A 26,088-nucleotide genomic window follows, 5' to 3' on the forward strand; every position below is an offset into this window, starting at 1 on the left:
CTGGCCAGTTTCAACGGTTCAACCTCTCGCTCCGGTTTCATAAAAATGGTCAACGCAATAGGCTCGTCCCTTGAGTACAGGTTGCTGGCAGTCCTTCGCCAGACAAGCAGATGTATCCAGACCGCCATGATTCTCGACGATGCGTAGCTTGATCAAGGATTCCATATCAGCTGATTCCCAGCCCTCGGGCGAGTCCAGCTTGCGCGCGTACAGCGGTTGATATTTATCCCACTCATCGGTTCGCCAAAGCTGCCCACACCCGGGGCATTGCAATAGTTTGACCCAGTCCGCCGTTGCAAGGCAGCGCATTCCTGCGACAAACGCCGTGTACTTCTGACCAATCTCTACCAGGTCGCCCTTGGCGTTGCAGCTACATTGCATTTTCCTACTCCGAATCTTCTTGCTTCTACTCATTTCAAGGTGAGGGCCTGCTGCTGGACGAAGGCAGTCGTTCGTGACGAGTGTCCATCGACCATAAGCAGTTCTTGGTGGGGAGCAATAATTGTCTGAGGCAAAGATTCAATTGGCGACGTCAGCGGGGCCCGGAAGGAGTTCATAGGCCAACCCGGCCTCATAAAAGCAAGCTCGCCACTCTAGAAAACCAGGACGGTCCTCGCACAGAAGGCGAACGATCTGCCCATCCTCTGCGATACAGACTTCTTCCACCCAAGCGATATCTCCCGGTGCCGCCTCCCGAGAGTTAATCCAATCAGTTAAAACTACTTTTGCTTGATCAGCGCTGATTAGTTTTATGAGATCGCCTTTACAAAGTGCCATGTCCTTTCGCCTGGATTCTTACTGATAACAAGTACATGAGCCTATCGGTTTTTTAGGACAAGGTCTTTTTTCGGTCCGAAGGCTTCCTTTGGGCTATGTCCGCTTGTGGCCCGCATTAGACGTTCGCCAATAGCGGTCTACTGCCCATCGCAGCCTTTCACAAGCTGCAAGGCGCGATCAAAGTCGAACAGTTCCACCTGCGCCGCGACGAGTGTCAGACGGTCTGCCAACGCTCGATCGAGTGGCCTGTTGCGCAGTGCCGCCAGCACGTCCAAAGCCGCCGTATCACCTTCGTCCAAAAGAACAATAAGCCTGTTCAGTTGCTCGCTGATGGCCGAGTCGTCCAGCCGGTCACCATCCGTGGAGGCCGTTGTGTCCGCTTTAAGGTCGGCCAGAGCCGCCAGGGTCGGGCGCAAGCACTGTTCGACCTGCGTCGCTAGCGCTTGCACTAGCGTCGCCGGTTCGCCGTTCTGGCAGGCCTGTTCCAGCAAAGCGCAAGCCTGCGCCACGGCTTTGGCGCCGAGGTTGCCGGCGGTACCGCGCAAACTGTGCGCCAGCCGCCCGGCGGCAGCAGGATCCGGATCGATCCGTGCGGACTGGAATTGCTCGGCAAAGTCCGTCTGCGTATCGCGAAACTTGCAGAGCAGACGTAAGTAGAGATCCCGCCGGCCCATGCAGGTGGCGAGACCCGCAGCCAAATCAATGCCCTCAAGACGCTCTGGCAAGCCATCGGCGAAACCTGCGTTCAGCGGTGTTTGAGCGGCTCTTGGTTTGATCCACTTTGCCATTGTCGCGAACATGGTTTCGACATTCAGTGGCTTGGAAATATGGTCGTTCATGCCGCATTCGAGCGCGCGCTCGCGGTCACCGTCCATGGCATTGGCGGTCATGGCGATCACCGGAAGCGTGCTGAAGCGCGGTTGCTGGCGAATTTGCCGGGTGGCCGTGTAGCCATCCATCACCGGCATCTGGCAATCCATCAGCACGCCATCGAAGTCGCCATCCTCGCCGAGAATATCCAAGGCCTCCTGGCCGTGCGTGGCGAGTCGCAAGCGTATTCCGACGCTCCCCAGCAGCTCGCTGGCCAGCTCCTGATTCAACTCGTTATCTTCGACCAGAAGCAGCCGCGCGCCATTGAGACTGGCGACGGTACTGGCATTGTGTTGGGAGCGTTCGCCAGCCCGAGTGTCGCTGTGCGTGTCTCTGCCCAGCACGACACCGATGGCTTCGAGCAACGATGACGGCGTGACGGGTTTGGTCAGTACCACCGGCAGCTGGATGCCTTGGCGTTCGGCTTCTTCGCGGGCTTCTTCGCGGCCAAAAGCCGTCACCATGATGACCGATGGCGTGCGCAGCAGACTGGCGGAATGCATTCTGCTCACGGTTTCCATGCCATCCATGCCGGGCATTCGCCAGTCCATCAAGACCAGATCGTAAGGCAGGACCTTGTGCTCGGCGTCGGCCAACATGCGCAGCGCCAGACTACCGTTCTGCGCGACGTCCACTTCCAGGCCAAAGCTGCGTGCCATGCCCGAGAGAATTTCACGGGCACTGGTGTTGTCATCCACGACAAGTACGCGCATGCCCAACAGCTCGCCAGCCTTGAACATGCGACGCGGCAGAACATTTTGCTGTACGCCGAGTTGTACCTGGAAGTGGAACGTGGAGCCGACTCCCGGCTCGCTCTCGACCCAGATTCGGCCGGCCATCAGCTCCACCAGTTTCTTGGAAATAGATAATCCCAAACCGGTGCCGCCATATTTGCGGGTGATCGAAGTGTCCGCCTGACTGAACGACTGGAACAGGCGTGAACACTGCTCGACGGTCATGCCGATGCCGGTGTCGCGCACCCAGAAATGCAGCTCCACGCTGTCGGTGTACGCGCCCACTTGTTCCAGACCGACCACGATCTCGCCGTGTTCGGTGAACTTGGCCGCGTTGTTGCCGAGGTTGATCAGCACCTGCCCCAGCCGCAAGGGATCGCCCAGCAGTGCCGTGGGCAAGTCGGGCGGGATCTGGAACAACAACTCGAGGCCCTTGTCCTCGGTCTTCAGGCCAATCATGGCAGCGAAGCTGTCGAGTACGTCTTCGAGGCGGAACGGCACCTGTTCGAGGCTCATCCGGCCGGCCTCGATCTTGGAGAAGTCGAGGATGTCGTTGATGATCCCCAGCAGGTTCTCCGCCGAGCGGTGGACCTTTTCAATGTAGTTGCGCTGGCGTTTGTCCAGTTCGGTACGCAGCGCCAGGTGGCTCATACCGATGATGGCGTTCATCGGCGTACGGATTTCATGGCTCATGTTGGCGAGGAACTCACTCTTGGCCTGCGTGGCTTCTTCGGCCGCAGCCCTTGCCTCTGCCAATGCGGTGACGTCGATGTTGATGCCGGTTGCGCGCAATGGTTTGCCGTCAGGCGTGCGTGAGAAGCGGTTCAGCGACCGCAGCGTGCGCACCCTTCCATCGTTTTTGCGGACGATCCGGAAGTCGAACTCGACGCGGTCATTGCCACTCTGGATGGCGCTCTCGAAGGCGCTGCTGACGCGTGCCACGTCCTCGGGATGCATCAGCGCCTGCCAGTGCGCCAACGTGCCACCGAATCCGCCAGGCTCAAGTCCGAACAGGGTTTCGAGCTGAGGCGTCCAATAATTTGTGCCGCTGACCAGATCGACGTCGAACAGCCCGATGTCACCGGCCTCTTGTGCCAGGTTCAGGCGATCGCTGGCGGTTCGCAGCCGGGCTTCCATCGCGCGGCGTTCACTCACGTCGCGCACCGAGGCACACACGCAGACACCACGCCCCTCCAGACGCGGTAGATGAGAAAGGCCGATTTCCACGGAGAACAGACTGCCGTCTTTGCGTACCCCGCTCAGATCGTCAAGGTCGCCGCCCATCTGCCGGGTTCCGCCGCTGGCAATGAAGCCATCGCGTAACTTGACATGGCGCTCGCGGGCAGCCTGCGGTACCAGACGTTCGATGCTGGCGCCAATCAGCTCGCCGGGGGCGTAGCCAAACAAGGTGTCCATTTGCGGGTTGGTCATCAGAATACGGCCGTCGGCCCCCAGCACCAGCATGCCGTCCGGTGCTGCCTCGATGATGCCGCGGTACCAGGCCTCGGTGGCGCGCAGTGCGGCCTGCTGGGCCTCCAGCTCTCTGGCCTGGTGTTCCAGCTGCAAGGTTTGCGCGCCCATTTCGTCAGCCTGGCGTCGAGTTTCCTGCAGCAGCGCCTGGGCTGCCTCGCTGCGTTCCATAATGGCCATCGCACCGGCCAGCCTGGGCAGGACTTCTTGCAAGAGCAACACCTCGTTCTCCTCCAGCGAGCGAAAGCCTGCCATTTCCACAACGCCGAGCAGGCGCTCGCCACGCAGCACCGGCTGCACCATCAGGTGGCTGGCGGCAGCTGCGCCCAACTGCGCGCGCACATGCCAGAACGATTCGGGCAGATCCTCAAGCTGACGGGGTTGGCGATCCAGAGCGCACTGGCCAAGCAAACCCTCACCGAGTTCAAGCTCGGCGGGCAACGGGTGCTCACTGTCCACCGCATAACCGCCGACCAGTCGCAGGCGTGATGCGCCTTCATAGAGCACGTAAAGCGCCCCCTGGCACATGCCCAACTGTGGCGCGATACGGCTGAAAAAAGCCTGGGCCAATTGTTGCGGTGTCTCGGCCTGTTGCAGATCGACTTGCAGGAGCGAGGCGTGAGCTTTCACCCAGCGCTGCCGTTCAAGTTGACAAGCCTCCACCTGCAGCGTGGCAATGGCGCGCGCCAGATCGCCGGTTTCATTGCGCAGGTCGGTGTGCGGGATCTGACCGTCCAGCTTGCCCGACGCCAACTCATCCACGGCCACGCGTACGCGGTTCAGCGGCACGCGAATGGAATAACTGACCAGCCAGGTCAACAGCAAGGCCAGCGTCGAACCACCCAACAGCAAGATGTACGTGATCGCAGTACTACGCTCTGCGTACTCAGCCAGGTTCTTCGCTGTATCGTGGATGTCGGTTTCCTTGTTTTTCTCGATCTGCGTAAGCAGCCCGTCGCCGCCCTGCTCCAACGCAAGAAAGTCCTTACTGTTGAGCAACATCAAGGCCTGCCCCAAGGAACCCTTGCCGGCGAACTCCAACGCTTCATCGCCATCTTTTTGCAGACGCTGCAATACCCGTTCGAATTCCAGCAGGCTGCTGATGCTGCTCTGTCGGCGCAGTGTTGGACGGACCTGCTCCAGCGCTTCATGGAGTCGCGCCTGGGCGACATCCATCTGGGCTCTGGCGCTGATACGGATGTCGGCGTTGTTGGTAGCGATTGCACGTTGCATGGCGAGCAACAGATGCGGCAACTGCACCCGAACCTCCTGCACATGCTGGATACCCACCAGATCCTGTTGGTACAACTGCTGCATTTCATTTCTGAGCGAATACTGGGTGCGCAGGCTTTGCACGCCCAGTATCAGGATCAATATCAGCAGCGCGGCGAAGCCGATAATCAATTTGCTGCGCAGGGACAGGCGCTCGAGCATCTCGAACAGTCTGTTCATAAACGGCCTCTTTCAGCTGGATGTGCAAACGGATTCGCGGGGCTCAGGGACGGTCGGCAATCTGCTCAAGCAGAGCTACCTGCCTGGCCATGTCCTGGTCACTGTCGGCGAAGCGCTCGGCAATTTCGCGGAACTGCTCGGCATTGGCCAGAAACGCGTCACAGATGTCCGGATCAAAATGCGAGCCGCGGCCTTCGCGGATGATTTTCACCGCCTGTTCGTGGGGCATGCCGGGCTTGTACACGCGACGACTGATCAGCGCATCGTAGACATCCGCCACGGCCATCAATCGGGCGCTGATCGGGATGTCATCGGTGGCCACGCCTTGCGGGTAGCCACTGCCATCCCATTTTTCTTGATGGCCGTAGGCAATTTCCTTGGCCAGATGAAGGAAGTCGACGTTTATTCCCAACTGATCCTCTGCGTGCTGGATGGCGTCGCGCCCCAAGGTGGTGTGGGTCTTCATGATCTCGAACTCTTCGGCGGTGAGCCGTCCCGGTTTGAGCAGGATGCGATCAGGAATGCCAATCTTGCCGATATCGTGCAGCGGCGCCGATTTGAAGAGCAGCTTGATCGTGTCCTCGTCGAGAAAGTCGCGGAAGCGCGGGTGATTGCACAACAGTTCAGCCAGACGCTTGATGTAGTGCTGGGTGCGGCGAATGTGGTTGCCGGTTTCGTTGTCACGGGTTTCGGCCAGCGAAGCCATGGCGTGGATCGTGACATCCTGGATGGCGATCACCTCGCGGGTACGCCGCTGCACTTCCTGCTCCAGAAAGTCGTTCTGATTGCGCAGGAAATCGGCAACGGCCTTGAGCTTGATCTGAGTCTCGACCCTGGCCATGAGCACCGGCGGGATGATCGGCTTGGTGATGTAATCCGCAGCGCCCAGGCTCAAGCCGCGAATCTCGTCCTCCGTAGCGGTCATCGAGGTCAGGAAAATGATCGGAATATGGCGAATGCGAGCGTCAAGCTTGAGCTGTTCGGCAACCTCATAACCGGACAGGCCGGGCATCATGATGTCCAGCAGGATCAGGTCGGGAAGCGGGTCGGCCTGTAGAAGGCGCAGGGCTTTTTCGCCGCTGTTGGCGGCCTTGACCCGATATTTGTCCTTGAGCAACTCGGCGATCAGCATCAGGTTATCGGGGGTATCGTCGACTACCAGAACGGTAGCTGATGGGTAAACGCCGTGAGTGCTATCCATGGTTGTTGGCTCCCTTGCCAGACAATTAAGTAGTCGGCGTGCTTGCACCAATCTCTTGCTGGCAAGCGTAGCTAGAAAAGCTGCAATCGCTAGGTGGAAATTGGTCGATAGCGACCCCTCTCGACGCTGGCGTCGACAATCACGTTGCGGCGGCGCCTGTCTCGCGTTTCAGACGCTCAAGGTCCCTATTGACCAGTAACTTATGGACCAAGCCCACCGGCAACATGTAGAGGCGCCCAAAGACGTTATGCGTTACGACAGACGATGTGATCGTGAACACCCGATCTGTTATCGAAAGACAAATCATGACATCCAGGTGCCGGTCTCTCACGCTCAGAACGAGCAAGTCGGGGGCGCTATGCTCCACCAGAAAAAAATCCAGCTTTTCGCCAGCCTGTACGGTTTCTCGCCGGGCACCGGAGAACCCGCCGATGCGCTCCACACCGAATAACGAAGAAATCGCATCCCTCGTTCGAAACGCCAGCCGCATGCACCGTCCCGGCTTGGCCCGCATGAAGTTCCAGGCATCAAGAGTGGTGATTTCAACAGGCAGCAGCAACGATCTGCTGTGATAGTAATCAAGATCGGGCAATGCACTCAGGGTGTGAGCAGGTGATGGGGTGGTCATACGTGATTCCTTTCAGTGATCCGCCTGCCCTTGCCGTACTGCCGGAGACCGGCACTTCGAGTTTCGGCAGAGAACCGATGGAATAATTGCACGGGTTACATCCTTCTTCTCACAGGCACTCTGCAAGCTCGCGTGAATTCATTACATTCAAGAAATTGCCCTCGCCCTCACAAATACCAGCGATATTCTCGCGCAGTGATTTCCTGCATGAATGCCAAATGATCCTGGCGCTTGTTCTCGCAATACACATCGACAAACTCAGCACCCAGCCCCTCACGCAACGGCGGCTGATGCTGCATCGCGCGCACGGCCTCGAACATTTCCTTGGGGAAATCGATCCCGCTGCTGCGATCTTCATTCAGCGGCGCAATGGGCTCTTTGCCCGACTCCAGCCCGTGTTCAAGCCCCACCAGAATCGCCGCCAGCACCAGATACGGATTGGCGTCCGCGCCCGCCAAGCGATATTCAACCCGCAGGTTCTTCACGTCCGACTCTGGAATCCGCAGGCACGCATCGCGATCCTCAAAGCCCCAACTGGCTTTGGTCGCGGTGTTCACCGTACCGCCCAAGCGACGCATCGAGTTCTGGTTCGGGGCGAAGATCGGCATGCTGCGCGGCAGCAATTCCAGGCATCCGGCGACTGCATGGCGCAACGACTGCTGATCATTGGCGGCCAACAGATTATTTCCCTCAGCGTCATATAGGCTGACATGCACATGCATGCCACTGCCGGGATGCTGCAAGTACGGCTTGGCCATGAAACTGGCGCGATAGCCGTGTTTAAGCGCAACACCACGCGTGCTGCGGCAGAACAACGCCGCCCAATCCGCCGCACGTAAACCGTCGTCGAGATGGCCGAAGTTGATTTCAAACTGGCCGGGGCCGAGTTCTGCGGTGATCACCGTGGCGTCGATACCTTGCGCCCGGGTGGCTTCGACCATGTCATCCAGCACCGGCGCGAAACGTGAGAGCCGTTCGATGTGCAAGTTCGGTTGATCATCAGCATCGTCGGTCAGATCGTCGCGGGCAAATTGCGGCAGGCCGTCGCGCAGTTTTTTGTCGAACAGATAAAACTCCAGCTCGAACGCCACCACCGGGTGAATGCCTTTGCGCGCCAGGCGTTTTAGCACCTGCGCGAGGACTTCACGGGGTTCGAATTCGATCGGTTTTTCGGTGCCGTCCGAAGTGATCAGCATCTGCCCCAGCGGCTGCGCTTCCCAGGTCACCGGCTTCAGTGTGCCCGGCACCAGACGGCGCACGGCATCCGGGTCGCCGTCGTTGAAGCAGTAATCGCCAATCGGAAACAAACCACCCTGCACGCCCAGTAATACGCAGTTTTGCGGCAGTTTCAGTACGCTGCCGCCGGCGACTTTTTCGAGCATGTCGATTGGATAACGCTTGCCATAAAAGTGCCCCGGGATGTCCAGGCAAATCAGGTCGACATAACGCACCTCGGGGTAGCGTTGGCGAAAGGCACGCACTTCGGCGAGCAGGTCAGCGCAGACAGCGTCCATCGTGTTCATCCTTTGTTGTGATCAGGTGTAGACCCAGAGCACGCGGGTCAGCTGCTCGGTGAGGTTGCCGTAGCGGCAGCGGGTATGACTGTCGAATTGAAAGCTGTCGCCGGCCTTCAACGTCGTCGGTTCTTCGTCGTCGCCCAGCCAAAGCGTCAATTCGCCTTCGAGGACGTAACCGCCCTGCTCCGAGCTGTCGGTCAGATGGCGGTCGCCGCTGCTCGCACCGGCCTCGAGATGACTTTCGAGCATGGAGAACGAGGCGCGGATCTGCGGCGACACCAGAATGTCGGTGATGCCGTTGGCGAAATACAACGTGCGGCGCTCGTCCGGACGGGTCACCCAAGGCAATTCCTTGGGCTTGGGCAAACTGTAGAAATAGGTGGTCGGCACGCCGAAGGTTTCGCTGATCGCGGTCAGATCCGCCACCGTCGGCCGCGACAAACCGCGCTCGACCTGCGAGAGAAAACCCACCGAACGGCCGATCTTGTCGGCCAGTTCCTTCAGGGTCCACTTCTTGTGCTTGCGCAGGTCGTGGATAAGGATCGCCAGTGCGGCGATTTCTTCTTGCTTGTTCATGGTCGCCGATTCCGAAAAAAGTCTCATCAAATGCTGTCGCGCAGTCGATACCAGGCCTTGCCGATGGCCTCCAGCGGTGCAGCGAAATGTTTGCCGCCGGGGAAACGGCCATTGCTCAAGCCCTGATACAACGCCAGTTCATCCGCGTCGCCGAGAATCGCAGCGGACACCGCACGCGCGGCGGCCAATGTCGGCAGAACGCCGTGGCCCGAATAGCCTTGCAGCCAATAACGATTGCCCTCGCCGCCAACGTCCGGCGTGCGGTTGATCGTCAGGTCGATATGCCCGCCCCAGGCAAACTCGATGCCGACGCCTTTGAGCTGCGGGAACACCCGCTCAAGAAACGGCCGTGTCGCCGCCGCGATGTCCTTGGGCATGCCGCCCAGATAGGTGCAACCGCCGCCGAACAACAAACGGTTATCCGGCGTGCGCCGGAAGTAATCGAGGACGAACTGGTTGTCGGTCACGCAGACATTGCGCGGCAACAGCGCAGTGGCCTGCTCGGACGTCAGCGCTGCGGTGGCGACCTGGTAAGTGCCCACCGGCAGAATGCAGCTGGACAACTGCGGGTCGAGTTCATCGAGATAAGCGTTGCACGCCAGCACCAGCACATCGGCGCGCACTGAACCGCGCTCGGTGTTGACCCGGAATCCACCGCCCTGCTCCTGATAACTCAGCGCCTTGCTTTGTTCATGAATACGCCCGCCGGCTCGCTCGATGGCATCCGCCAGGCCCAGCGCCAGTTTCAGTGGATTGAGGTGCGCGCCCTCAGGGTCGTAGAGCCCGGCCTGATAGCGATCGGTGGCGACCCATTCCGGCAGTTGTTCCCGAGGAATGAACTGCAACACATCGTGGCCCCACTTGTGGCTGGCCTCGTGTTGCCATTCGCTTAGCAGGCTGACCCGGCGTGGCATCACCGAGGTCCACAGGTGCCCGGGGCGATAATCGATATCGAAGCCGTGACGATCCGGTAATTCACGCAATTCCCGAGCAGCCCAGCGCATACCGTCCCACAAGCGTTTCGCCCGCTCCTGACCCAGCGCAGCTTCCAGCGGTGGCATGTCGCACGACCAACCGAGAATGGCTTGCCCGCCATTGCGGCCCGACGCGGCCCACGCCACGCGACTGGCTTCCAGCACGATCACGCGTTTGCCCGCCAAGGCCAGACGCAGCGCCGTGTGCAGGCCACTGAAACCGGCGCCGATGATCACCACGTCGGCGTCAATTTCACCTTCCAGCGCCGGCCGATCACGCAGAATATCGGCGCAACTGTGGGCGTAATAGCTGTCGACGTGCTGGCTGGATTGCAGGAACATTCGCGCCCCCATGAAATTATCTTTTTATAATTTCATGAAAATCTACAGAATATATTTCACGCCGGCAAGCCAAGGTGCTCAGTCACGCAGCCAAGGCAGGTCTGCGCGCTGATAACGGTGAGCACGGAATATCGCGTTGTTTTCCCCCGGCAAATAACGTCGTGAGGCCGCATCGGGGTACGTGGCGAAGTGCGGATTGACGTACTCCCAGACCACTTCGCCAGTCGCAGTGACTTCGAACAAACGGCCGAAGTTGGCCTCGGTGATCAGCGTATTGCCGTTGTGCAAACGCTGCGCGCCGCCCATGAACGGGGTGAAAAACGCATACCCCGGGGTGTCCGCGTATTGCCATTCGATGTGTTGCGTCGACGGGTTGATTTCGAGAATGCGCGAGTGCGGCATGCTCACGTGCGGGCGGAAGATGCCGTTGTCGAACACCAGCACGTTGCCGTTTTCCAGCTCACTCGGGCAGTGCTGCTGCGCGACCAGATCGTGGCCCAATCGCCACAGCACTTCACCACTGCCGCGCTGCACGGCGATCACTGACGAAACACTGCGCAGGCTGAGGATCACCTTGCCGTCACGGCCGGGGGTGACCGCGTTGGTCATCGGCCAGTGGTGGCGTTCAAAGCATTCGTGCAGCGGATAGTCTTCAGGTCGCAGATGTTCCCAACTGCGCCATTCCCAAACCACATTGCCCTGACGATCGACCTCCTTGACCACGTCGGCATAAATCACCCCGCCCGGCGCCTCGCTGCCGGGAATACCGCCCACCACACGCTGGGCCAAATCGGCACTCAACGGCTCGGCGGTGGTGTACAGCAGGTTGCCGTTGTCCAGCCATTGCGCGTCGTGGTGGTGAAGCAGATCGGTGTGCTCCCAGACCACTTCGCCTTGCGGCGTCACTTCGCTGAACGCGCCGCCATGCCACACCGACCAGCCCGGAAAAAGATCCGGTGAATCCGGATGGTTGCCGTTGTAGCCAAGGTTGCCGTTGCGCAGGATCACCGCGTCGCGGCCGGGGCGCTGAGGCAGTTTCCAGCGATGAACGACCTCGCCATCAAGGTCGACGAGGAACACGTTGCCATCCGCCGTTTGTGGCGCGAACAGCGTGTAGCCGCCAGCGCTGCGCGCATGATCGACAGCGATCAGGCCGGTTTTGCGGCGCTTGAGTGTGGTGGTTTCGAGGTTGGGCATGGCTTTTCTCCGGGCGTGTGAAAACCTGCCGCGAGCAACGCGGCAAGGTGAACTGAAGGGTTATGGGTGGCTTGGCAGTAAAGGGTTGAAGCGATCGTCGAAGATCTGACCGACCTGCAGTGGTCGCGGAATCAGACGTTCGCTGGCAAACAGGTCGGCCAGATGCTGTTGCGAGGCGATGACCGAGGATTCGATCGGCACATAGCGAAGAGCTTGATGCGCGAGCATTTCTTGCACCAGCGCCACGGGGAGTCGTGTGGTTTGCGCGAAAACTTCGGCCCATTCTTCAGGGTGTGCCGTGGCCCAGGCTTGAGCGCGGGCCAGCCTGGCGAGCAAATCGCCCAACGGCCCTGTCCGCTGCGGATCATTCAGTGCCTGCAGACTGGCGACGGTGAAATTCAACCCGGTTTCCGGCCAGGCGCTGCCATCGACCAGAACCCGTGCACCGCGCGATGTCGCCTGGCCGACGAAGGGATACCACACCGCCCAGGCATCAAGCTTGCCGCTGGCAAACGCATTCTGTGCGTCCACCGGACTGACGTAGGCGATGTTCACATCCCGAGGCGTGAGGCCTGCTTTATGTAGCGCGGCCAACAACAAATAATGCCCGCTGCTGCCCTTGGCCACGGCCACCCGCTGACCTTTCAGATCGGCGACCTGCTGAACGCCGGAGCCTGCGGGAACCAGCAGCGCATTGTTGTTTTGTGCACCGCTCGCGACGCCGATGATGCGGATGTCGAAGCCACCGGCCTGCGCGAACACCGGCGGTGCATTGCCCACGACACCGGCATCGATCGCTCCGGCGCTCAACGCTTCGAGCATCGTAGTCCCGGCCAGAAACGGGTGCCAGGACAGCGCATAGGCAAGGTGTTGATCTTCGCCGGCGGCATGCAGCAATGCCTGGGTCAAACCGCTCTGATCGCCCAGTTTCAACGGCTCGGCAGTGGCCGACAGCGGCTGGCTGAGCAGCAACGCAACGCCGCACAGCAGCGCTTTTACAGGGTGTGCCAGCAGACGCTTGGCAGCAGGAAGTTTTACCGGCATTGTCGTGCGCTCATTTGTGCATTGATTTCAGTATGTCGAGGCCCGCCGTGTCGCTCCATGCCAAACACCCCTCCTTTGCTGCCATCACGGACGCCGCGCCGCTGCCTGCTCGCACTGTCGTGGTGTTGGCGTTCGATGACTTGCTGCTGCTCAATGCGGCCGGCCCGCTTGAGGTGTTTGCAGCCATACCGCGCGTGTTGGCTGCGCCCTACAGCGCAAGTCCGCCGTACCGCTTGCTGGTGGCATCGCCGCATGGCGGTCAGGTGATGTCCATTTCCGGCATCAGCGTGACCACCTGTTCGCTGGAACAGATCGATGCCATGGCCCCGGTGATCGACACGCTGATCGTCGCCGGTGGGCCGGGCATGGCCGCGCTTGAAGCTGACGAAGCCGCGTGCGCTTGGCTACGCCGCCGCTCGGTTGACATCCGTCGGCTGTGCTCGATCGGTACGGGTTCGTTTGCCTTGGCCGCAGCGGGCCTGCTCGATGGCCGCGAAGTGGTGACACACTGGAAATTCGCTGCCGAACTGCAGGCGCGCTACCCGGCAGTACGCTGCCAGACCGATGCGCTGTATCTGCACGATGGCAACCTCTGGACCTGCGGCGGCGCCACTGCCGGTATCGATCTGGCCCTTGGTCTGGTTGAACAAGACCTCGGTGCCGATGCGGCGCTGGCCCTGGCGCGGTACTTCACGGTGTTCATGTGGCGTGATGCCGAACAGCCGCAGCTCAGTGCCTCGCTCAATGCTCAATCCAAGGCCCTGCGCACCGACCCGGACGCGCGTCTGGCGCGGCTGCACGCATGGATCGCGGCGAACCTGAACGGAGACTTGCGCGTCGAGCGGCTGGCCGAACAATTCGGCATGAGCCCGCGCCATTTTGCCCGTGCCTATGTCGCCGCCACCGGAGAAACCCCGGCGCAAGCGGTGGAGAACCTGCGTCTGGAGACGGCGACTCGACTACTCAAGACCACCCGCGAGCCGATCAAGCGCATTGCCGAAACGGCGGGATTTGGCCGCGAGGAACGTATGCGCCGGGCCTTCCAGAAGCATTTGGGCATCAGTCCCCACGGCTACCGCAGTGAAATGAAAGCCGCTGCGACGGGAGCGGTGCAGCCGTTGGGCATTGCACTCGCCGGGCTGGCCCAATGACTCGCTGCGTGGATCATTGCTGCAGCGCATAGCGCCGGCAATGTTCCAGATAGACGCCTACAAGTGTTCAGCGAACTTCGTACAAGCTGTCCGCCCTAGAGTGGCAGTTCGACTCGCGCCAACAACCCTCCACCGTGGCGGTTGCTCAACGTCAACTCGCCACCCTGCTCGCGCGCAATCGCCCGTGCCGCCGACAGCCCGAGGCCCACACCGCCGGTGTCACGATTGCGCGAAGCCTCCAGACGAAAGAACGGATCGAACACTTGCTCCAGCGCTGCCTCGGGAATACCGGGGCCTTCGTCGCTGACCTCGATGCAGATCGAATACTCGTCACGCGTCAACGCAATGGCCGGACGCTGCGCATACTTCAGCGCATTTTCCAGCAGATTGACGATCACCCGCTTGATCCCCAGCGGCCGACCCTCGTACACCAGATGCGCAGGACCGGCAAAGTCGACATTGATCTGCTGATCACGGTAATCGTCGACGATGGTCTGCAGCAGCTCCGACAGATCAAATGCTGTGGTTTGCTCGCGGTGGGTGTCTTCGCGGAAGAACGCCAATGCAGCGTTGATCATTGACTGCATCTCTTCAACGTCGCGAATCAGTTTGCCCTGATGATCGAGGTCTTCCATGAACTCACTGCGCAAACGCATGCGTGTAAGCGGTGCACGCAGGTCGTGGGAAATTGACGCGAGCATGTGCGTGCGCTCGGCGATGAAATGCTGAATCTGCGCTTGCATGGTGTTGAAGGCGATGATCGCCTGGCGGATTTCGTCGGGGCCTTCAAGCTTGATCGGCGGTGCGCGCAGATCGGTGCCGAAACGTCTGGCGGCCCGCGTGAAACGCTGCAAGGGGTTGGCCAGTTGCCGGGTGGCGACCCAGGCGACGAGCAATGTGGCAATCAGTCCCAAGGCGATGACGATCGCGATACGCACGCCAAATTCCAGACCCCAACTGCGCTCCGGCGGAATAAATGACAACCAGCTGCCATCGACCAATTGCACGACGGCGGCGTAATGCGCCTGGGGACTGCCGTTCGGCCAATCGCCTGGGCTGAACACCTCGATTTTTCGATCATTGCCCAGCAGTTGCTGGAGCACCGGCACCCTGCTCGCTGGCAGGCGAAGGCCGTCATTGGGCAGATCGAAATCCGCACGCTGCGCTTGCCACGACACCTGCAGCATGGCGCTGCTCGCCGCCTCGGCCAGTTGCGGGCGCAGGTTGGCCGGGGCCGCTTCGATCACCCGCGAGGTCGCGGCAATCTGCTCCAGCAGGCCAGTGCGTTCAATCGGTGGTCGCGCCCAGATGCCGGCGACTTGCACGAACAGCGCATTCAACGCCAGCGAAGCGAGCATCGCCGCCACGATGGTCAGGGCGATGTGTCGGCGCAGGGTGTCGCCGCGCCACAGTCGACGAATCACGAGCGAGTGACCTTGGCGGTGAACAGATAGCCGCCGTTGCGCACCGTACGAATCAAGTCCGGGCGCTTGCTGTCGGGTTCGATCTTGCGCCGCAGACGACTGACTTGCACATCGATGCTGCGATCGAAAGCGTCATGCCCGTGGCCGTGGGTCAGATCGATCAATTGCTCGCGAGTGAGGATGCGCTGCGGGTGATCGAGAAACACCACGAGCAAATCGAACTCGCCGCCGGACAGCGGAATCATCACGTTTTCCGGCGAGCGCAATTCGCGGCAGGTGATGTCCAGATGCCAACCGGCGAAGCCGATCACCGGGCGTGAAGGCTCAACTGTTTGGCGCTGTTCGCCGGCGCGACGCTGCAAGGCGCGCACCCGGGCGAGCAATTCCTGCGGGGCGAACGGTTTGGTCAGGTAATCGTCGGCACCCAGTTCCAGCCCGACAATGCGATCGCTCAACTCGGCCATGGCGGTGAGCATGATGATCGGAATGCCCAGCTGCGCGCGCACCTTCTGACACAGGCTCAGGCCGCTTTCGCCGGGCATCATCAGATCAAGAATGATCGTGTCCGGACGGTTCTGCGCGATTGCCGCCCACATGGCTTCGCCATGCGGCGCCACGTCGACTTCATAGGCGTGCTGCACGAAGAACTTCTTCAGCAGCGCGAGGATTTCCACGTCGTCGTCGACGAACAGCAGTCTGCTCACAGTTACAGATCCATGCGGCGAAAAAACGCCAATCTAAAGCCATTTCGCCGCCCGGGTCATTTATTTCAATCGAGCAACATTTCTACGCGCCAGACATCAAGCGGACATTCTCTGGCAAAACCGCGCGGGCATTCTGCGGCCATTCCAATCCAGGGGGTTCGCATGAAGCTATTGAACGACAACCATGGCGCCGAGGGGCACAACAGCAATCGTCCGTTGATCCTCAGCCAGCGTACCGCCGCGCTCGGCCCTGATACGCCGATTGTGTTTCAGGAGTCGTGCCTGAGCGTGTCCAGCGATCAGAGCCGGATCTTCCTGCGCCGTTACTTCGAGCAATTCAGCCCGACCAATGCGCACTGGGTCGAGTACGTTCACAGCATTGCCGCCGCCGACCTCATCCAATGGATCATGAGCCACGGCCAGTTGCACATCGAATGTTCCGACAGCATCGCCACGCAACAACACAAGGAAACCCGTTGATGACCCGCACGAGTTCGCTGTCGCTGGCCTTCGCTGCCACCCTGAGCTTGTCGGCCTGTACCAGTAACAAGGTCGAACACAGTGGGTTCCTGCATGACTACAGCGTGTTGGCCGAACGCCAGTCGCCGTCCGGCCAGCCTGTCCTGGCGTGGGTCAGCCCGGCGCTCGCCCGGGGTCGATACACTCAGGTGTATCTGGCGCCTAGTCAGTTTTACCCGAGCGCCGAGCCGACGCCGCGGATTCCGCTGAGCACGCTGTCCGGGGTCACTGACTACTACGATGCGGCGCTACGGCTGGAATTGGGCAAGGTGATGCATCTGGTCAACCAACCGGGGCCGAACACGTTGGTGGTGCGCCCCGCCATCACCCAAGTGGCGACCAGTACTCAGGGTTTGCGCTTTTATGAGTGGCTGCCCGTCACCCTCGTCGCGGCCGGTGTGAGCACGGCCACAGGCATCCGTGATCAGGACAGTCAGGTTGCCACCGAGGTGTCCTTCGAGGACGGTTCGACCGGCGAAGTGATTGCCGAAGTGGTGCGCAAAGGCACCGGTGTGCCGCTGGAGAACGACCAGCAGGTGCTGACTGCCGACGACGTCAAGGTCGTGCTGGATGGCTGGGCCAGTGACCTCGGCAAATCTTACGCATCCTTGCGCCGGTAGCGGCAGCTCCTACAGGGAAAATCAGGGTTCGCAGGGAAAAAAAGCGCCGGGCAGTGAATTATTTCGTGTCCTCATGTATCTGAGCCAAAGAGTACGCGCCATCAAATAGATGGCATCTACGCGGCACGATGGATCAGCAAAGAGAAGACCCGGATGAAATCACGCAAGAAAACCGTCAAGCCGATTGGCCTGAAAGACATCACCATTGTCGACGACGCCAAGATGCGCAAGGCGATCACCGCCGCCGCACTGGGCAATGCCATGGAATGGTTCGATTTTGGTGTCTACGGCTTTGTCGCCTATGTGCTCGGCAAAGTGTTCTTCCCCGGCGCCGACCCGGGCACGCAGATGATTGCCGCGCTCGCGACGTTCTCGGTGCCCTTCCTGATCCGGCCGCTGGGCGGCTTGTTCTTCGGCGCATTGGGCGACAAGTACGGACGACAGAAAGTCCTCGCCGCGACCATCGTGATCATGTCGCTGAGCACCTTCGCCATTGGCCTGATTCCGTCCTATGCCTCGATCGGCATCTGGGCGCCGATCCTGCTGCTGTTGGCAAAAATGGCCCAGGGTTTCTCGGTCGGTGGCGAATACACCGGTGCGTCGATCTTCGTCGCTGAATATGCGCCAGACCGCAAACGCGGCTTCCTCGGCAGTTGGCTGGATTTCGGCTCGATTGCCGGTTTCGTCCTCGGTGCCGGTGTGGTGGTGTTGATCTCGACGACGCTGGGCGAGGCGAAGTTCGAGGAATGGGGCTGGCGTCTGCCGTTCTTCCTCGCCTTGCCACTGGGCATGATCGGCCTTTATCTGCGTCACGCCCTGGAAGAAACCCCGGCGTTCCAGCAGCACGTTGAAAAGCTTGAGCAAGGCGATCGCGAAGGCCTCGCCGGTGGCCCGAAAGTCTCGTTCAAGGAGGTCGCGACCAAACACTGGCGCAGCCTGATGACCTGCATCGGCGTGGTCGCGGTAACCAACGTCACGTATTACATGCTGCTCACCTACATGCCGAGCTACCTGTCGCACAACCTGCATTACAGCGAAAACCGTGGCGTGCTGATCATCATCGCGATCATGGTCGGCATGCTCTTCGTGCAGCCGGCAATCGGTTTCATCAGCGACAAGATCGGCCGCAAGCCTTTCATCGTGGTTGGCAGCATCGGTTTGTTCATTCTGGCGATCCCGGCCTTCATGTTGATCAACAGCGGCAAGATCGGTTTGATCTTCGCCGGCCTGCTGATGCTGGCCGTGTTGCTGAACTTCTTTATCGGCGTCATGGCCTCGACGCTGCCGGCGATGTTCCCCACGCACATTCGCTACAGCGCGCTGGCGGCGGCTTTCAACGTCTCGGTATTGATTGCCGGCCTGACCCCGACCGTGGTCGCCTGGCTGGTCGAGAGCACCAATAATCTGTACATGCCGGCGTATTACCTGATGGTTATCGCCGTGATCGGTCTGGCCACCGGCGTGACCATGAAGGAAACCGCCAACAAGCCGTTGCGTGGTGCAGCCCCGGCGGCCTCCGACCTTGAGGAAGCCAAGGAACTGCTGCAAGAACACCACGACAACATCGAGCAGAAAATCGAAGACATCGACGCTGAAATCGCTGCGCTGGAAGCCAAGCGCAAGGAACTGGTGCAGCAGCATCCGCGAATTAACTGAGCCGTATGCCCGGTCAGGCAAAGCGCCTGACCGCGGCATCGATGAACTGGCGAACTTTCGCGGTCTTCTGCCGATGGGCCGTGTACAGCAGGTGCATCGGCCTGCTCGGTGCCTGAAACCCCTCCAACAACCTGACCAATTCCCCTCTGCGCAATGCCGGCTCAAGAAAATCGGCAGGCCCCAGCACAATCCCGAACCCATCAATCGCCGCTGACAACAACGCCTTGCTTTCGTTGACGTGCAAGCGACTGCGCACCGGCACGCGTTCGACCTGCTCGCCGTTAAAAAACGACCACTCGTGATCGGCGGGCCGTGACCAGTAGGCATACCCCAAGCACTCATGCTGTTGCAGATCGGCGGGCACTTGCGGCGTGCCGTGTTCGGCCAGATAACGTGGCGCCGCACAAACGATCAAGCGGTACGCGGCCAAGGGCCTCGCGGTCAGACTGGCCGTGGCCAACGGGCCGATCCGGAAAGCCACCTCAAACCCCTCCTCCACCAGATCGACCGCACGGTCGGTCAGGTGCAGGTCGATTTCCACTTCGGGGTAGTCACGCAAAAACGCAGTCACGAACGGCATCAGACTGTAAGAGCCAAAGCTAACCGGCGCGCTGATCCTGAGCTTGCCGCGCGGCGTGTCGTTCATGATCTGCGCCAGCGAATCAGCGGCTTCTGCCTCAGTGACGATGTGCTTGCAGCGCTCGTAATAGGCCTGGCCCAGCTCGGTCAGGCTTTGCCGGCGCGTGGTGCGATTGAGCAACCGTGCACCGAGCCGTTGCTCAAGGGCGGCCACGTGTTTGGCGACCATTTGCGCCGACATGTCGAGGCGTTGCGCGGCGCCGGCATACGAGCCCGCTTCGGCCGCCATCACGAAAGCCGCCATGCTGGTCAGCCGATCCATTCGAAACTCCTGTTAGCGAAAGTAAGTAACAGAGTGCAATTTATCTGCATCTGATCAGCAATCATCATAGTGGCTCCCCACCTGACAGAGGAACACACCATGCGCATTGGAATCGTTGGAGCCGGCTTCATCGGGCGCGCCGTCGCGCAAATCGCCCTCGCCGCCGGGCACGAAGTGATGCTCAGTAACTCCCGCGGCCCGCAGACCATGAGCAGCGTGCTCGCCGGCATCACCGGCTGCCAGATCGGCACGGCCGAACAGGCCACGCAGTTTGCCGACGTGGTGTTGCTGGCCATCCCCTACGAACACATCCCGAGCCTGCCGCCGGCGTGGTTCGAGGGCAAAACCGTGCTCGATGCCAACAACTATTACCCCGATCGCGATGGCCACATCGCCGCACTCGACACCTTCCAGACCACCACCAGCCGTTTGCTTGCCGAGCATTTGCGCGGCGCCACGGTGGTCAAGGTATTCAATGCCATCCTCGCCGCAGACCTGCTCACCGATACCCGGCCGCACGGCTCCAGCGAGCGGCGCGCCCTGCCCGTCGCCGCAGATGACGCTGACGCCAAGGCGTTGGTCGTGGGTTTGCTGGACGAACTTGGCTTCGATGCGGTCGACGCCGGAAGCCTCGATGACAGTTGGCGATTCGAGCGGGCGAAACCGGCTTACTGCGCGCCGCTGGACAAGGCCGGGCTGGAGATCGCCTTGGCTGCTGCCGAGCGCGAGGTCGAATTACCCTTGGGCAGCTGGCGGCGCTGATAACGCCAGAACGCTGCTGAGCCAGTCGTGCTCTGGGTGCAACAGCGTCAGATGCCGAATTAGCCACGCGCGCTCCGGCGCAGACAAATCAGGCCAGACCGTCGTGAAGTCGATGCGGTCTTTGGGGCGCGTGTGCTTGGCTTTGAACAAGAGAACGGCGGCAGGTCGCAGATACGGGATGCCGCCCGTGCTTTGCAGAACCATTTCCGCGCGTGGACCGGTAATCGACGGATCGCGTTTATAGGCCCAGGTTTGCGGGGTGCCCGGCTCGATCATCACGTCCACGCGCCAGGCCGGTGCGGTGCGGTCGTAAGCCCATATCTGAAAAACGTCTTCGGCGGGCAGGCAAGTCGCTGACAGAAACTGGAACGTACCGTCCTTTACTGCATAGAAATCGAGATCACCGAGTGCCTGGCGAAAACAGGCGAAATCGGCCCGAAGCACCGTGAATTCCAGGTCACTGTGCGCGCGGGTTTGCCGACCGAGCCAAAGGTCCAGCGCCCAGCCACCGACCACACACCATGGGCGGTCTACCGAACGCAGTCGCCGCGCCAACTCATCGGGTGTCCAGGCTTGCCATTGCTCTTGGTCCGGCACCACCGGATGGGCTGTTGTCATGTCTGGGGCTCGTAGATTAATCGAAGGGCTTCGTAACGGCGCCATTCGAACCCCTTTCACCCTCCGGCTCAACATTTTTATCGACTAGCCTGAATCCGCATCGCCCGTCATTAAAGGAGCCGTCATGTGCAAGTTCATCAAGACCACCGTAATCGGCGGTCGTGGCCTGTTGGCGCAGATGCAACCGTGGGTGCCGAAAGCCTGATCACGGCGCGTTGACCACCACATACGTCACATCACTGCCCTGATACTGCGGCTGGTACCAGGTCGAACCGCACTGCATGTAGGCGACGTTGTACTGAATCACCTGCACACAACTGCTGGGCATTTGCGCCGGGGTAAAGATCGAGCCCACCACCGCCGCCGTGACCGCGACGGTTGCCGTGACCGCCGCTGCGGCCGCCAGCGGATGGTAGTGATCGTCGTAGCCATAGCGGCCATGGCCGTCGACATCAATATCGACATCGCGACTGTTATCGATGTTGACATTACGGTTGACGTTGCGATTGCTGTTATTGACGTTCGTGCGGTTGCCGACGTTGTTGCCAGCATTGACCCGATTGCCCGAATTGACCCGATTGCCGGCACTGACATTGTTGCTGCGCTGCGGCGCATTGATGCGCTGCGCCCGTTGCGCGTTCGGCGCCGGCGCGCGGTTGACGTTGGCGCGGGCATGTCCCTGAGCGCGTTGCCCCCGTGCATCGGCTTCAGCGACATAACCGGCGGTGAGCAGCGTGGCGGCGGCCAGCGACAACAACAGACTCCACGTCATCGACTTGTTCATGTCACTGCCCTCCCTGATCGCTGGCTTTTTTAAACGCAATCGCCACATCGCCCTTGCCCGGTTTGAAGGTGAACTGCGTGTCCGGGATGGTCGGCTTGAGGTTCCACTGATACACCGCGCTGTACTCGGGAAAGCTCTTCTCGTCAGTGGTGGTGATCACCAGTTTGCACGGCAAAGGTTTGTCGGAACGGGTCAGCCACAACTGCCAGTCGATGCCTTCCTGGCGAAACGCCAAATGGTCGCAGAGCTGGCCCTTGATGACCGACGGCCCGACATACAGCGCGGCTTTCAAAGCATCGATCTGCGCCTGATCACTGCCGAACAGAAACAGGTCCTCCATCGGTACCTGCACACCGTAGAAGTTCTCGACCTTGTGCAGGGTTTCCGCGATGGTGGCCGGGGCGTCGACGGTGGTGTAGTACTTCAGGTACGGCGAATACTGGGTGAGTTTTTTGCCGTTGTAGAAGAACTCGCGGGTGCGCACATCGCCTTCGCTTTTCGCATACAGGCGATCGTGGCCGAGCACTTTCAGGGTATTGGCGGACTCGGTCTTGATCTTCTGCCCGGACTCCAGAACCGTGTCGCGCGAGACTTGGGCATCGACCTGGAATTTCGGCAGGCTGCGCAGGTAATTGCCCATGTCGATGAGCTTGTCGACCACTTGCGGGTTGATCAACGGCGCGGCGTCCGTGGCCTCGGCAGTGGGCGCAGCCGGCGGGTCTTCGGCGCGGGCTCCCGGCGCGAGAACCAGTGTGAACATCAGGCAGACAATACTGGCTGGGGCTTTCATCGGTTCCGCTCCTGTCCCTGGGTGGGCATTGCGCCCGAAGGGCGACTGATTGACCAGCCTAGACCTCAGTCCGGGGGTACGCCAATGCATCAGCGAGAGGGGGTGAATGTCACGGCAGATGTTCTTTGCGCTGGCTCTCCAGAAGCTCGGTGACATCGGCCGGTTGATACACCCAACCGATGAACAATTCATAGCCAACCGCCAGAATCACCGGCCCGGTAAACAAACCGATAATGCCGCTGGTGACCATGCCGCCCAGTGCGCCAATCAGCACCACCGGCATCGGCACCGCGACGCCGCGCCCCAGCAACATCGGCTTGAGCACGTTGTCGGCAAGCCCGGCAATCGCCATCCACACTGCAAAGATAATCGTGCCAGCGCTGACCCCATCCACGGCGAAGACATAAATCACGATGGGCAGCGTGATCAGCAACACCGGCAATTGGGTGATGCCCAGCAGCAACACCATCAAGGCGAGAACACCGGCCGCTGGTACGCCCATGACCACCAGCGCCACGCCGACCAGCAGCATCTGAATAAACGCGATGCCAACCACGCCCTGCGCCACGGCGCGGATGGTTGCCGTGCACAGTTCGGCAATCTGCGGGCCGCGCACCGGCCCGGAAATGCGTGTGGTGACAGCCACCGCTGTGCGGTGGCCGCGCTCGCCGTGATGCATGATCAGCCCGGCGACGATCAAGGCAACCACGAACACCACAATGCCCGCTCCGACACCGGCGGCTTGATGCAACACCACTTTGCTCCAGTCCTTGAGGTGTGGCGCCAGTTCCTGAAACACCCAGCTCAGATCCTGTGACGCATGCGTCCAGATGCCGTACAGCGGCGCGCCAATCAGCGGCCAGCCTTCCACACTGGCCGGGGGCGGCGGAATTTCGAACTGCCCGGCCTCGAACGTGTGCATGCTGCCTTTGATCGAATCGGCGATCGACGCGCCCAACAGGCTTAACGGCAACATCAGAATCACCAAGCCCAGCAGCACCAGAATGATTGCCGCCCAGCCGTAGCGATTGCCGAGTTTCGCGCCCAGCAGCTGATTCAGCGGATACAGCGTGACGGCCAGGATCAACGCCCAGAGCATGACATTGAGAAACGGATGGAAAATGTCGTAACAGAACAGCACCAGAATGGTGATCAGCCCCGCTCGAATGAGCACATCCAGCAGCGCTCTGGAACTCTGAAACGCTATCAGCGGTTTGTCTTCCATGTCGGCTCTCCTGATTGGGCCAGCGTTGAACCGCTGTGAGCCTAGTTCACATCCCGGCAGGCACCGTAAATTTTCCCGCCAAGCTGGAACAGGCGTACACCCGGCCCATCAACCCTTTCAGCAAATTTTTATCCCGCACCACGAGCAGCCATATGTGGATGCTGCATAAGATTGCCTGCCGCCGTGGAATATCTGACCACTGATGCTCTGTTCAAAGGCCTGCCGACCCGGATGATGGCGTGTTAACATCGCTCGCAATATTTTTATCTTTGTGTGACTTTTTAACCGGCCGACTTAGACGGGCTACTACCGCTGCCAGCAGCAACTGTGCGGGGCTACTTATGGAAACGTGGGCTTTTCACGATTACAGACTCGCAAACCTGCAATCGCACTTCATGTTGTACATCCAGTAGACATCGATACCTGACAACTATTTTTTGAGGGCCTTTATGAGTGCCAAGGACGTTTCTCCAAATCCCGACTCCAACTTACATAACAAGCCACATAATAAAAAAAGGATAGCGGCGCCTTTCTTTCGCGCACTGCCGCCGATAATTATACTTGTTGCCGCAGGGTTGCTTTCATGGATCATGTATCCCTGTCTAAAAGCAATTCAAAGAGACGGCGAAAAGCTAAAGGCTAATCTTGCATTCATCGACATAAACCGAGCCTTGAATAATTATAAACCGCTCACCATTTCAGATATTCGCCAACAAATGAGTTCGCAAAGCGCCGAAATTACCAAGGAGTTCGGCGGAAAAGACATGGTTATTATTCTGCCAAGCGACCCGAAGTCAGATTTCTTCCTAGTGAATTACCCCAACAAGCTTGACGCTCAATTCAACTACCCAGACCACGGGGATGGGGGCACGACCACCAGAAAGCTCAAATATCTCAACAATCCTGTCGGAAGATACTTTTTTGACTTCACAAAGGAGGACTGGAATTTTCTGATTGATCGAAGTTACATGTTTTCAAACAGCACAACAGCAAACGTTAATCGCAGCGGTTTGGATGATGGTCAATCGGTAGCTTTTCTCCGGCCCGAGTCGCCCACCAACTTTATAGAGGACTCACCGCGAGCTGTGCCTTACGCGACCACACTGGAGGAACTTAATCAGTGGGCGTTCTTTCATGAAATGACCCATGCTCACGACCAGGCAGTTCATACCCGCAACTACTTGGATACAACACAAAAATATGGCATGGACATTGATGAGGACACGGGTCAACTCATTGCGGAATCGATTGCTGATACAGGTGCTGCGTTGATTGCGCTACGCGTGACGGAAAACATGGATACCTTCAAATTCTTGATAAGACCGATGAGATTCCGAGATCCAGGAGATAACATCCATAGCACTCAGCATGTGTCTGAAGCTGTGCTGCGAGAGATATCTTTAGTCGACGTAAAGGGTAAATCCGATATCGAACTAATGACTCTGGCCGAGCGACTGGTGGACCTCTATGTAATCGAGGAAGTGAAGAAATATCAAGAAGCGCGTTATTGGCTATTTTCTTCAAGCCTGTCTGACAACCTCCTTAACATTAAAAGCGGAATGCTTTACCCAGCAGCAGACATGATGAGCGAAAGCTCATCTGCAATTGAGGCATCACTGCAAAATTTATTGTATCAGGGTCAGTTTCGCGAGCTTTTTCCAGAACTGGACGCATCGATACGAAAACATATTTTCAAGTTCTTTGATTACGCCATGATGAAGGCGTATTGGAAGGCGACTCATGGCCGCATCTTTTCTCACGCAGAAGACTTTAACCCTCAAGCCTTTTCAACAGAAATGCACTACGCGATTGATTACTCGGCTCGCGAACGAAAAGATAAAAACAATAAAAAACTTCATGACTACTACATAAGCGCCACCAACAACCGACTGGGATTTGATCAGCACGACATCATCGACAGTCGCTTGAAACTGGAAATGGAAGAGTTCACTTTGATGAAAAACAGACCCAAGCAATCTCCCGTGAATTCACACTAACGTTGCAACCCGAGAACCTTGAACAGTCCATTTCCTGCGAGAGGTTCTTGGTGATGGGTCGAAACAGGGGAGTATCAACGGCCTTCATCGATTTCACTGCTTGCGCTTCGAAAGAATACTCTTCAACAGCAACGCCCATCAGTTGAACGAACAAT

General features: G+C 59.4%; 22 protein-coding genes. 6 read left to right on the top strand and 16 right to left on the bottom strand.

What is annotated here, in order from left to right; all coding sequences use genetic code 11:
* Positions 1-18 precede the first annotated feature (18 nt).
* The 9 genes from KBP52_RS03795 to KBP52_RS03835 all read right to left on the bottom strand — a co-directional run bounded on the left by KBP52_RS03795 (position 19) and on the right by KBP52_RS03835 (position 12,782).
* Complete coding sequence (locus KBP52_RS03795) at positions 19-381, bottom strand: hypothetical protein (protein WP_212622109.1); 363 nt, start codon at positions 379-381, stop codon at positions 19-21.
* Positions 382-914: 533 nt separating this feature from the next.
* The gene (locus KBP52_RS03800; RefSeq protein WP_212622110.1) at positions 915-5,303 is read right to left on the bottom strand and encodes a response regulator; all 4,389 of its coding nucleotides are present in this window, start codon (positions 5,301-5,303) and stop codon (positions 915-917) included.
* 43 nt (positions 5,304-5,346) lie between these two features.
* Positions 5,347-6,504 carry a two-component system response regulator gene (locus tag KBP52_RS03805; RefSeq protein WP_077572949.1) on the bottom strand — a complete coding sequence of 386 codons (1,158 nt, stop codon included), beginning with the start codon at positions 6,502-6,504 and terminating at the stop codon, positions 5,347-5,349.
* A 139-nt stretch (positions 6,505-6,643) separates the two neighbouring features.
* Positions 6,644-7,132, bottom strand: a complete 489-nt coding sequence (locus KBP52_RS03810) for a DUF2867 domain-containing protein (RefSeq protein WP_212622111.1) — start codon at positions 7,130-7,132, stop codon at positions 6,644-6,646.
* Positions 7,133-7,299: 167 nt separating this feature from the next.
* The gene (locus KBP52_RS03815; RefSeq protein WP_212622112.1) at positions 7,300-8,646 is read right to left on the bottom strand and encodes a glutamine synthetase family protein; all 1,347 of its coding nucleotides are present in this window, start codon (positions 8,644-8,646) and stop codon (positions 7,300-7,302) included.
* 21 nt (positions 8,647-8,667) lie between these two features.
* The gene (locus KBP52_RS03820; protein WP_212622113.1) at positions 8,668-9,225 is read right to left on the bottom strand and encodes an XRE family transcriptional regulator; all 558 of its coding nucleotides are present in this window, start codon (positions 9,223-9,225) and stop codon (positions 8,668-8,670) included.
* 26 nt (positions 9,226-9,251) lie between these two features.
* Positions 9,252-10,541, bottom strand: coding sequence for an FAD-binding oxidoreductase (locus KBP52_RS03825; RefSeq protein ID WP_212622114.1), 1,290 nt, complete (start codon positions 10,539-10,541; stop codon positions 9,252-9,254).
* 78 nt (positions 10,542-10,619) lie between these two features.
* Complete coding sequence (locus KBP52_RS03830) at positions 10,620-11,738, bottom strand: aryl-sulfate sulfotransferase (protein WP_137217147.1); 1,119 nt, start codon at positions 11,736-11,738, stop codon at positions 10,620-10,622.
* A gap of 60 nt (positions 11,739-11,798) precedes the next feature.
* Complete coding sequence (locus KBP52_RS03835; RefSeq protein WP_212622115.1) at positions 11,799-12,782, bottom strand: ABC transporter substrate-binding protein; 984 nt, start codon at positions 12,780-12,782, stop codon at positions 11,799-11,801.
* Positions 12,783-12,829: 47 nt separating this feature from the next.
* Here KBP52_RS03835 and KBP52_RS03840 point away from each other — a divergent pair, with 47 nt between their 5' ends.
* The gene (locus KBP52_RS03840) at positions 12,830-13,933 is read left to right on the top strand and encodes a helix-turn-helix domain-containing protein (protein ID WP_249122249.1); all 1,104 of its coding nucleotides are present in this window, start codon (positions 12,830-12,832) and stop codon (positions 13,931-13,933) included.
* A gap of 95 nt (positions 13,934-14,028) precedes the next feature.
* On the opposite strand, the gene KBP52_RS03845 is transcribed toward KBP52_RS03840, so the two are convergent.
* Entirely contained in the window at positions 14,029-15,357 is a 1,329-nt protein-coding gene (locus KBP52_RS03845) for an ATP-binding protein (RefSeq protein WP_212622117.1), read from the bottom strand.
* Positions 15,354-16,061 (bottom strand): response regulator transcription factor, encoded by a 708-nt coding sequence (locus tag KBP52_RS03850; RefSeq protein WP_212622118.1) that lies wholly within the window; start codon positions 16,059-16,061, stop codon positions 15,354-15,356. Before KBP52_RS03850 ends, KBP52_RS03845 begins: the two co-directional genes overlap by 4 nt.
* Before the next feature lie 162 nt (positions 16,062-16,223).
* Here KBP52_RS03850 and KBP52_RS03855 point away from each other — a divergent pair, with 162 nt between their 5' ends.
* The 3 genes from KBP52_RS03855 (at position 16,224) to proP (ending at position 18,856) form a co-directional block, all read left to right on the top strand.
* The gene (locus tag KBP52_RS03855; RefSeq protein ID WP_212622119.1) at positions 16,224-16,541 is read left to right on the top strand and encodes a hypothetical protein; all 318 of its coding nucleotides are present in this window, start codon (positions 16,224-16,226) and stop codon (positions 16,539-16,541) included.
* A complete protein-coding gene (locus KBP52_RS03860) occupies positions 16,541-17,200 on the top strand; it encodes a DUF3313 domain-containing protein (RefSeq protein ID WP_212622120.1) in 660 nt (219 codons plus the stop codon). The genes KBP52_RS03855 and KBP52_RS03860 overlap by 1 nt, the downstream gene beginning before the upstream one ends.
* 153 nt (positions 17,201-17,353) lie before the next feature.
* Positions 17,354-18,856, top strand: a complete 1,503-nt coding sequence (gene proP / locus KBP52_RS03865; RefSeq protein WP_077572961.1) for a glycine betaine/L-proline transporter ProP — start codon at positions 17,354-17,356, stop codon at positions 18,854-18,856.
* Between the two features lie 13 nt (positions 18,857-18,869).
* Here proP and KBP52_RS03870 read toward each other — a convergent pair whose 3' ends face one another.
* A complete protein-coding gene (locus KBP52_RS03870; protein WP_212622121.1) occupies positions 18,870-19,757 on the bottom strand; it encodes a LysR family transcriptional regulator in 888 nt (295 codons plus the stop codon).
* A 99-nt stretch (positions 19,758-19,856) separates the two neighbouring features.
* Here KBP52_RS03870 and KBP52_RS03875 point away from each other — a divergent pair, with 99 nt between their 5' ends.
* A complete protein-coding gene (locus KBP52_RS03875; RefSeq protein ID WP_123594655.1) occupies positions 19,857-20,519 on the top strand; it encodes an NAD(P)-binding domain-containing protein in 663 nt (220 codons plus the stop codon).
* Here the strand turns inward: KBP52_RS03875 and KBP52_RS03880 are convergent.
* The 4 genes from KBP52_RS03880 to KBP52_RS03895 all read right to left on the bottom strand — a co-directional run bounded on the left by KBP52_RS03880 (position 20,493) and on the right by KBP52_RS03895 (position 23,936).
* Positions 20,493-21,137 (bottom strand): amino acid transporter, encoded by a 645-nt coding sequence (locus KBP52_RS03880; protein ID WP_212622122.1) that lies wholly within the window; start codon positions 21,135-21,137, stop codon positions 20,493-20,495. The genes KBP52_RS03875 and KBP52_RS03880 overlap by 27 nt on opposite strands.
* A gap of 205 nt (positions 21,138-21,342) precedes the next feature.
* Positions 21,343-21,921, bottom strand: coding sequence for a hypothetical protein (locus KBP52_RS03885; protein ID WP_212622123.1), 579 nt, complete (start codon positions 21,919-21,921; stop codon positions 21,343-21,345).
* 1 nt (position 21,922) lies between these two features.
* On the bottom strand, positions 21,923-22,711 hold the full coding sequence (locus tag KBP52_RS03890) for a DUF2092 domain-containing protein (protein ID WP_212622124.1): 789 nt from the start codon (positions 22,709-22,711) through the stop codon (positions 21,923-21,925).
* 109 nt (positions 22,712-22,820) lie between these two features.
* Positions 22,821-23,936, bottom strand: coding sequence for an AI-2E family transporter (locus KBP52_RS03895; RefSeq protein ID WP_137217155.1), 1,116 nt, complete (start codon positions 23,934-23,936; stop codon positions 22,821-22,823).
* 449 nt (positions 23,937-24,385) lie between these two features.
* Between KBP52_RS03895 and KBP52_RS03900 the strand changes: the two genes are divergently transcribed.
* Positions 24,386-25,933 carry a hypothetical protein gene (locus KBP52_RS03900; protein ID WP_212622125.1) on the top strand — a complete coding sequence of 516 codons (1,548 nt, stop codon included), beginning with the start codon at positions 24,386-24,388 and terminating at the stop codon, positions 25,931-25,933.
* Positions 25,934-26,088: the final 155 nt, after the last annotated feature.

The organism is Pseudomonas sp. SCA2728.1_7 (assembly GCF_018138145.1).
Classification (GTDB): Bacteria; Pseudomonadota; Gammaproteobacteria; order Pseudomonadales; family Pseudomonadaceae; genus Aquipseudomonas; species Aquipseudomonas koreensis_A.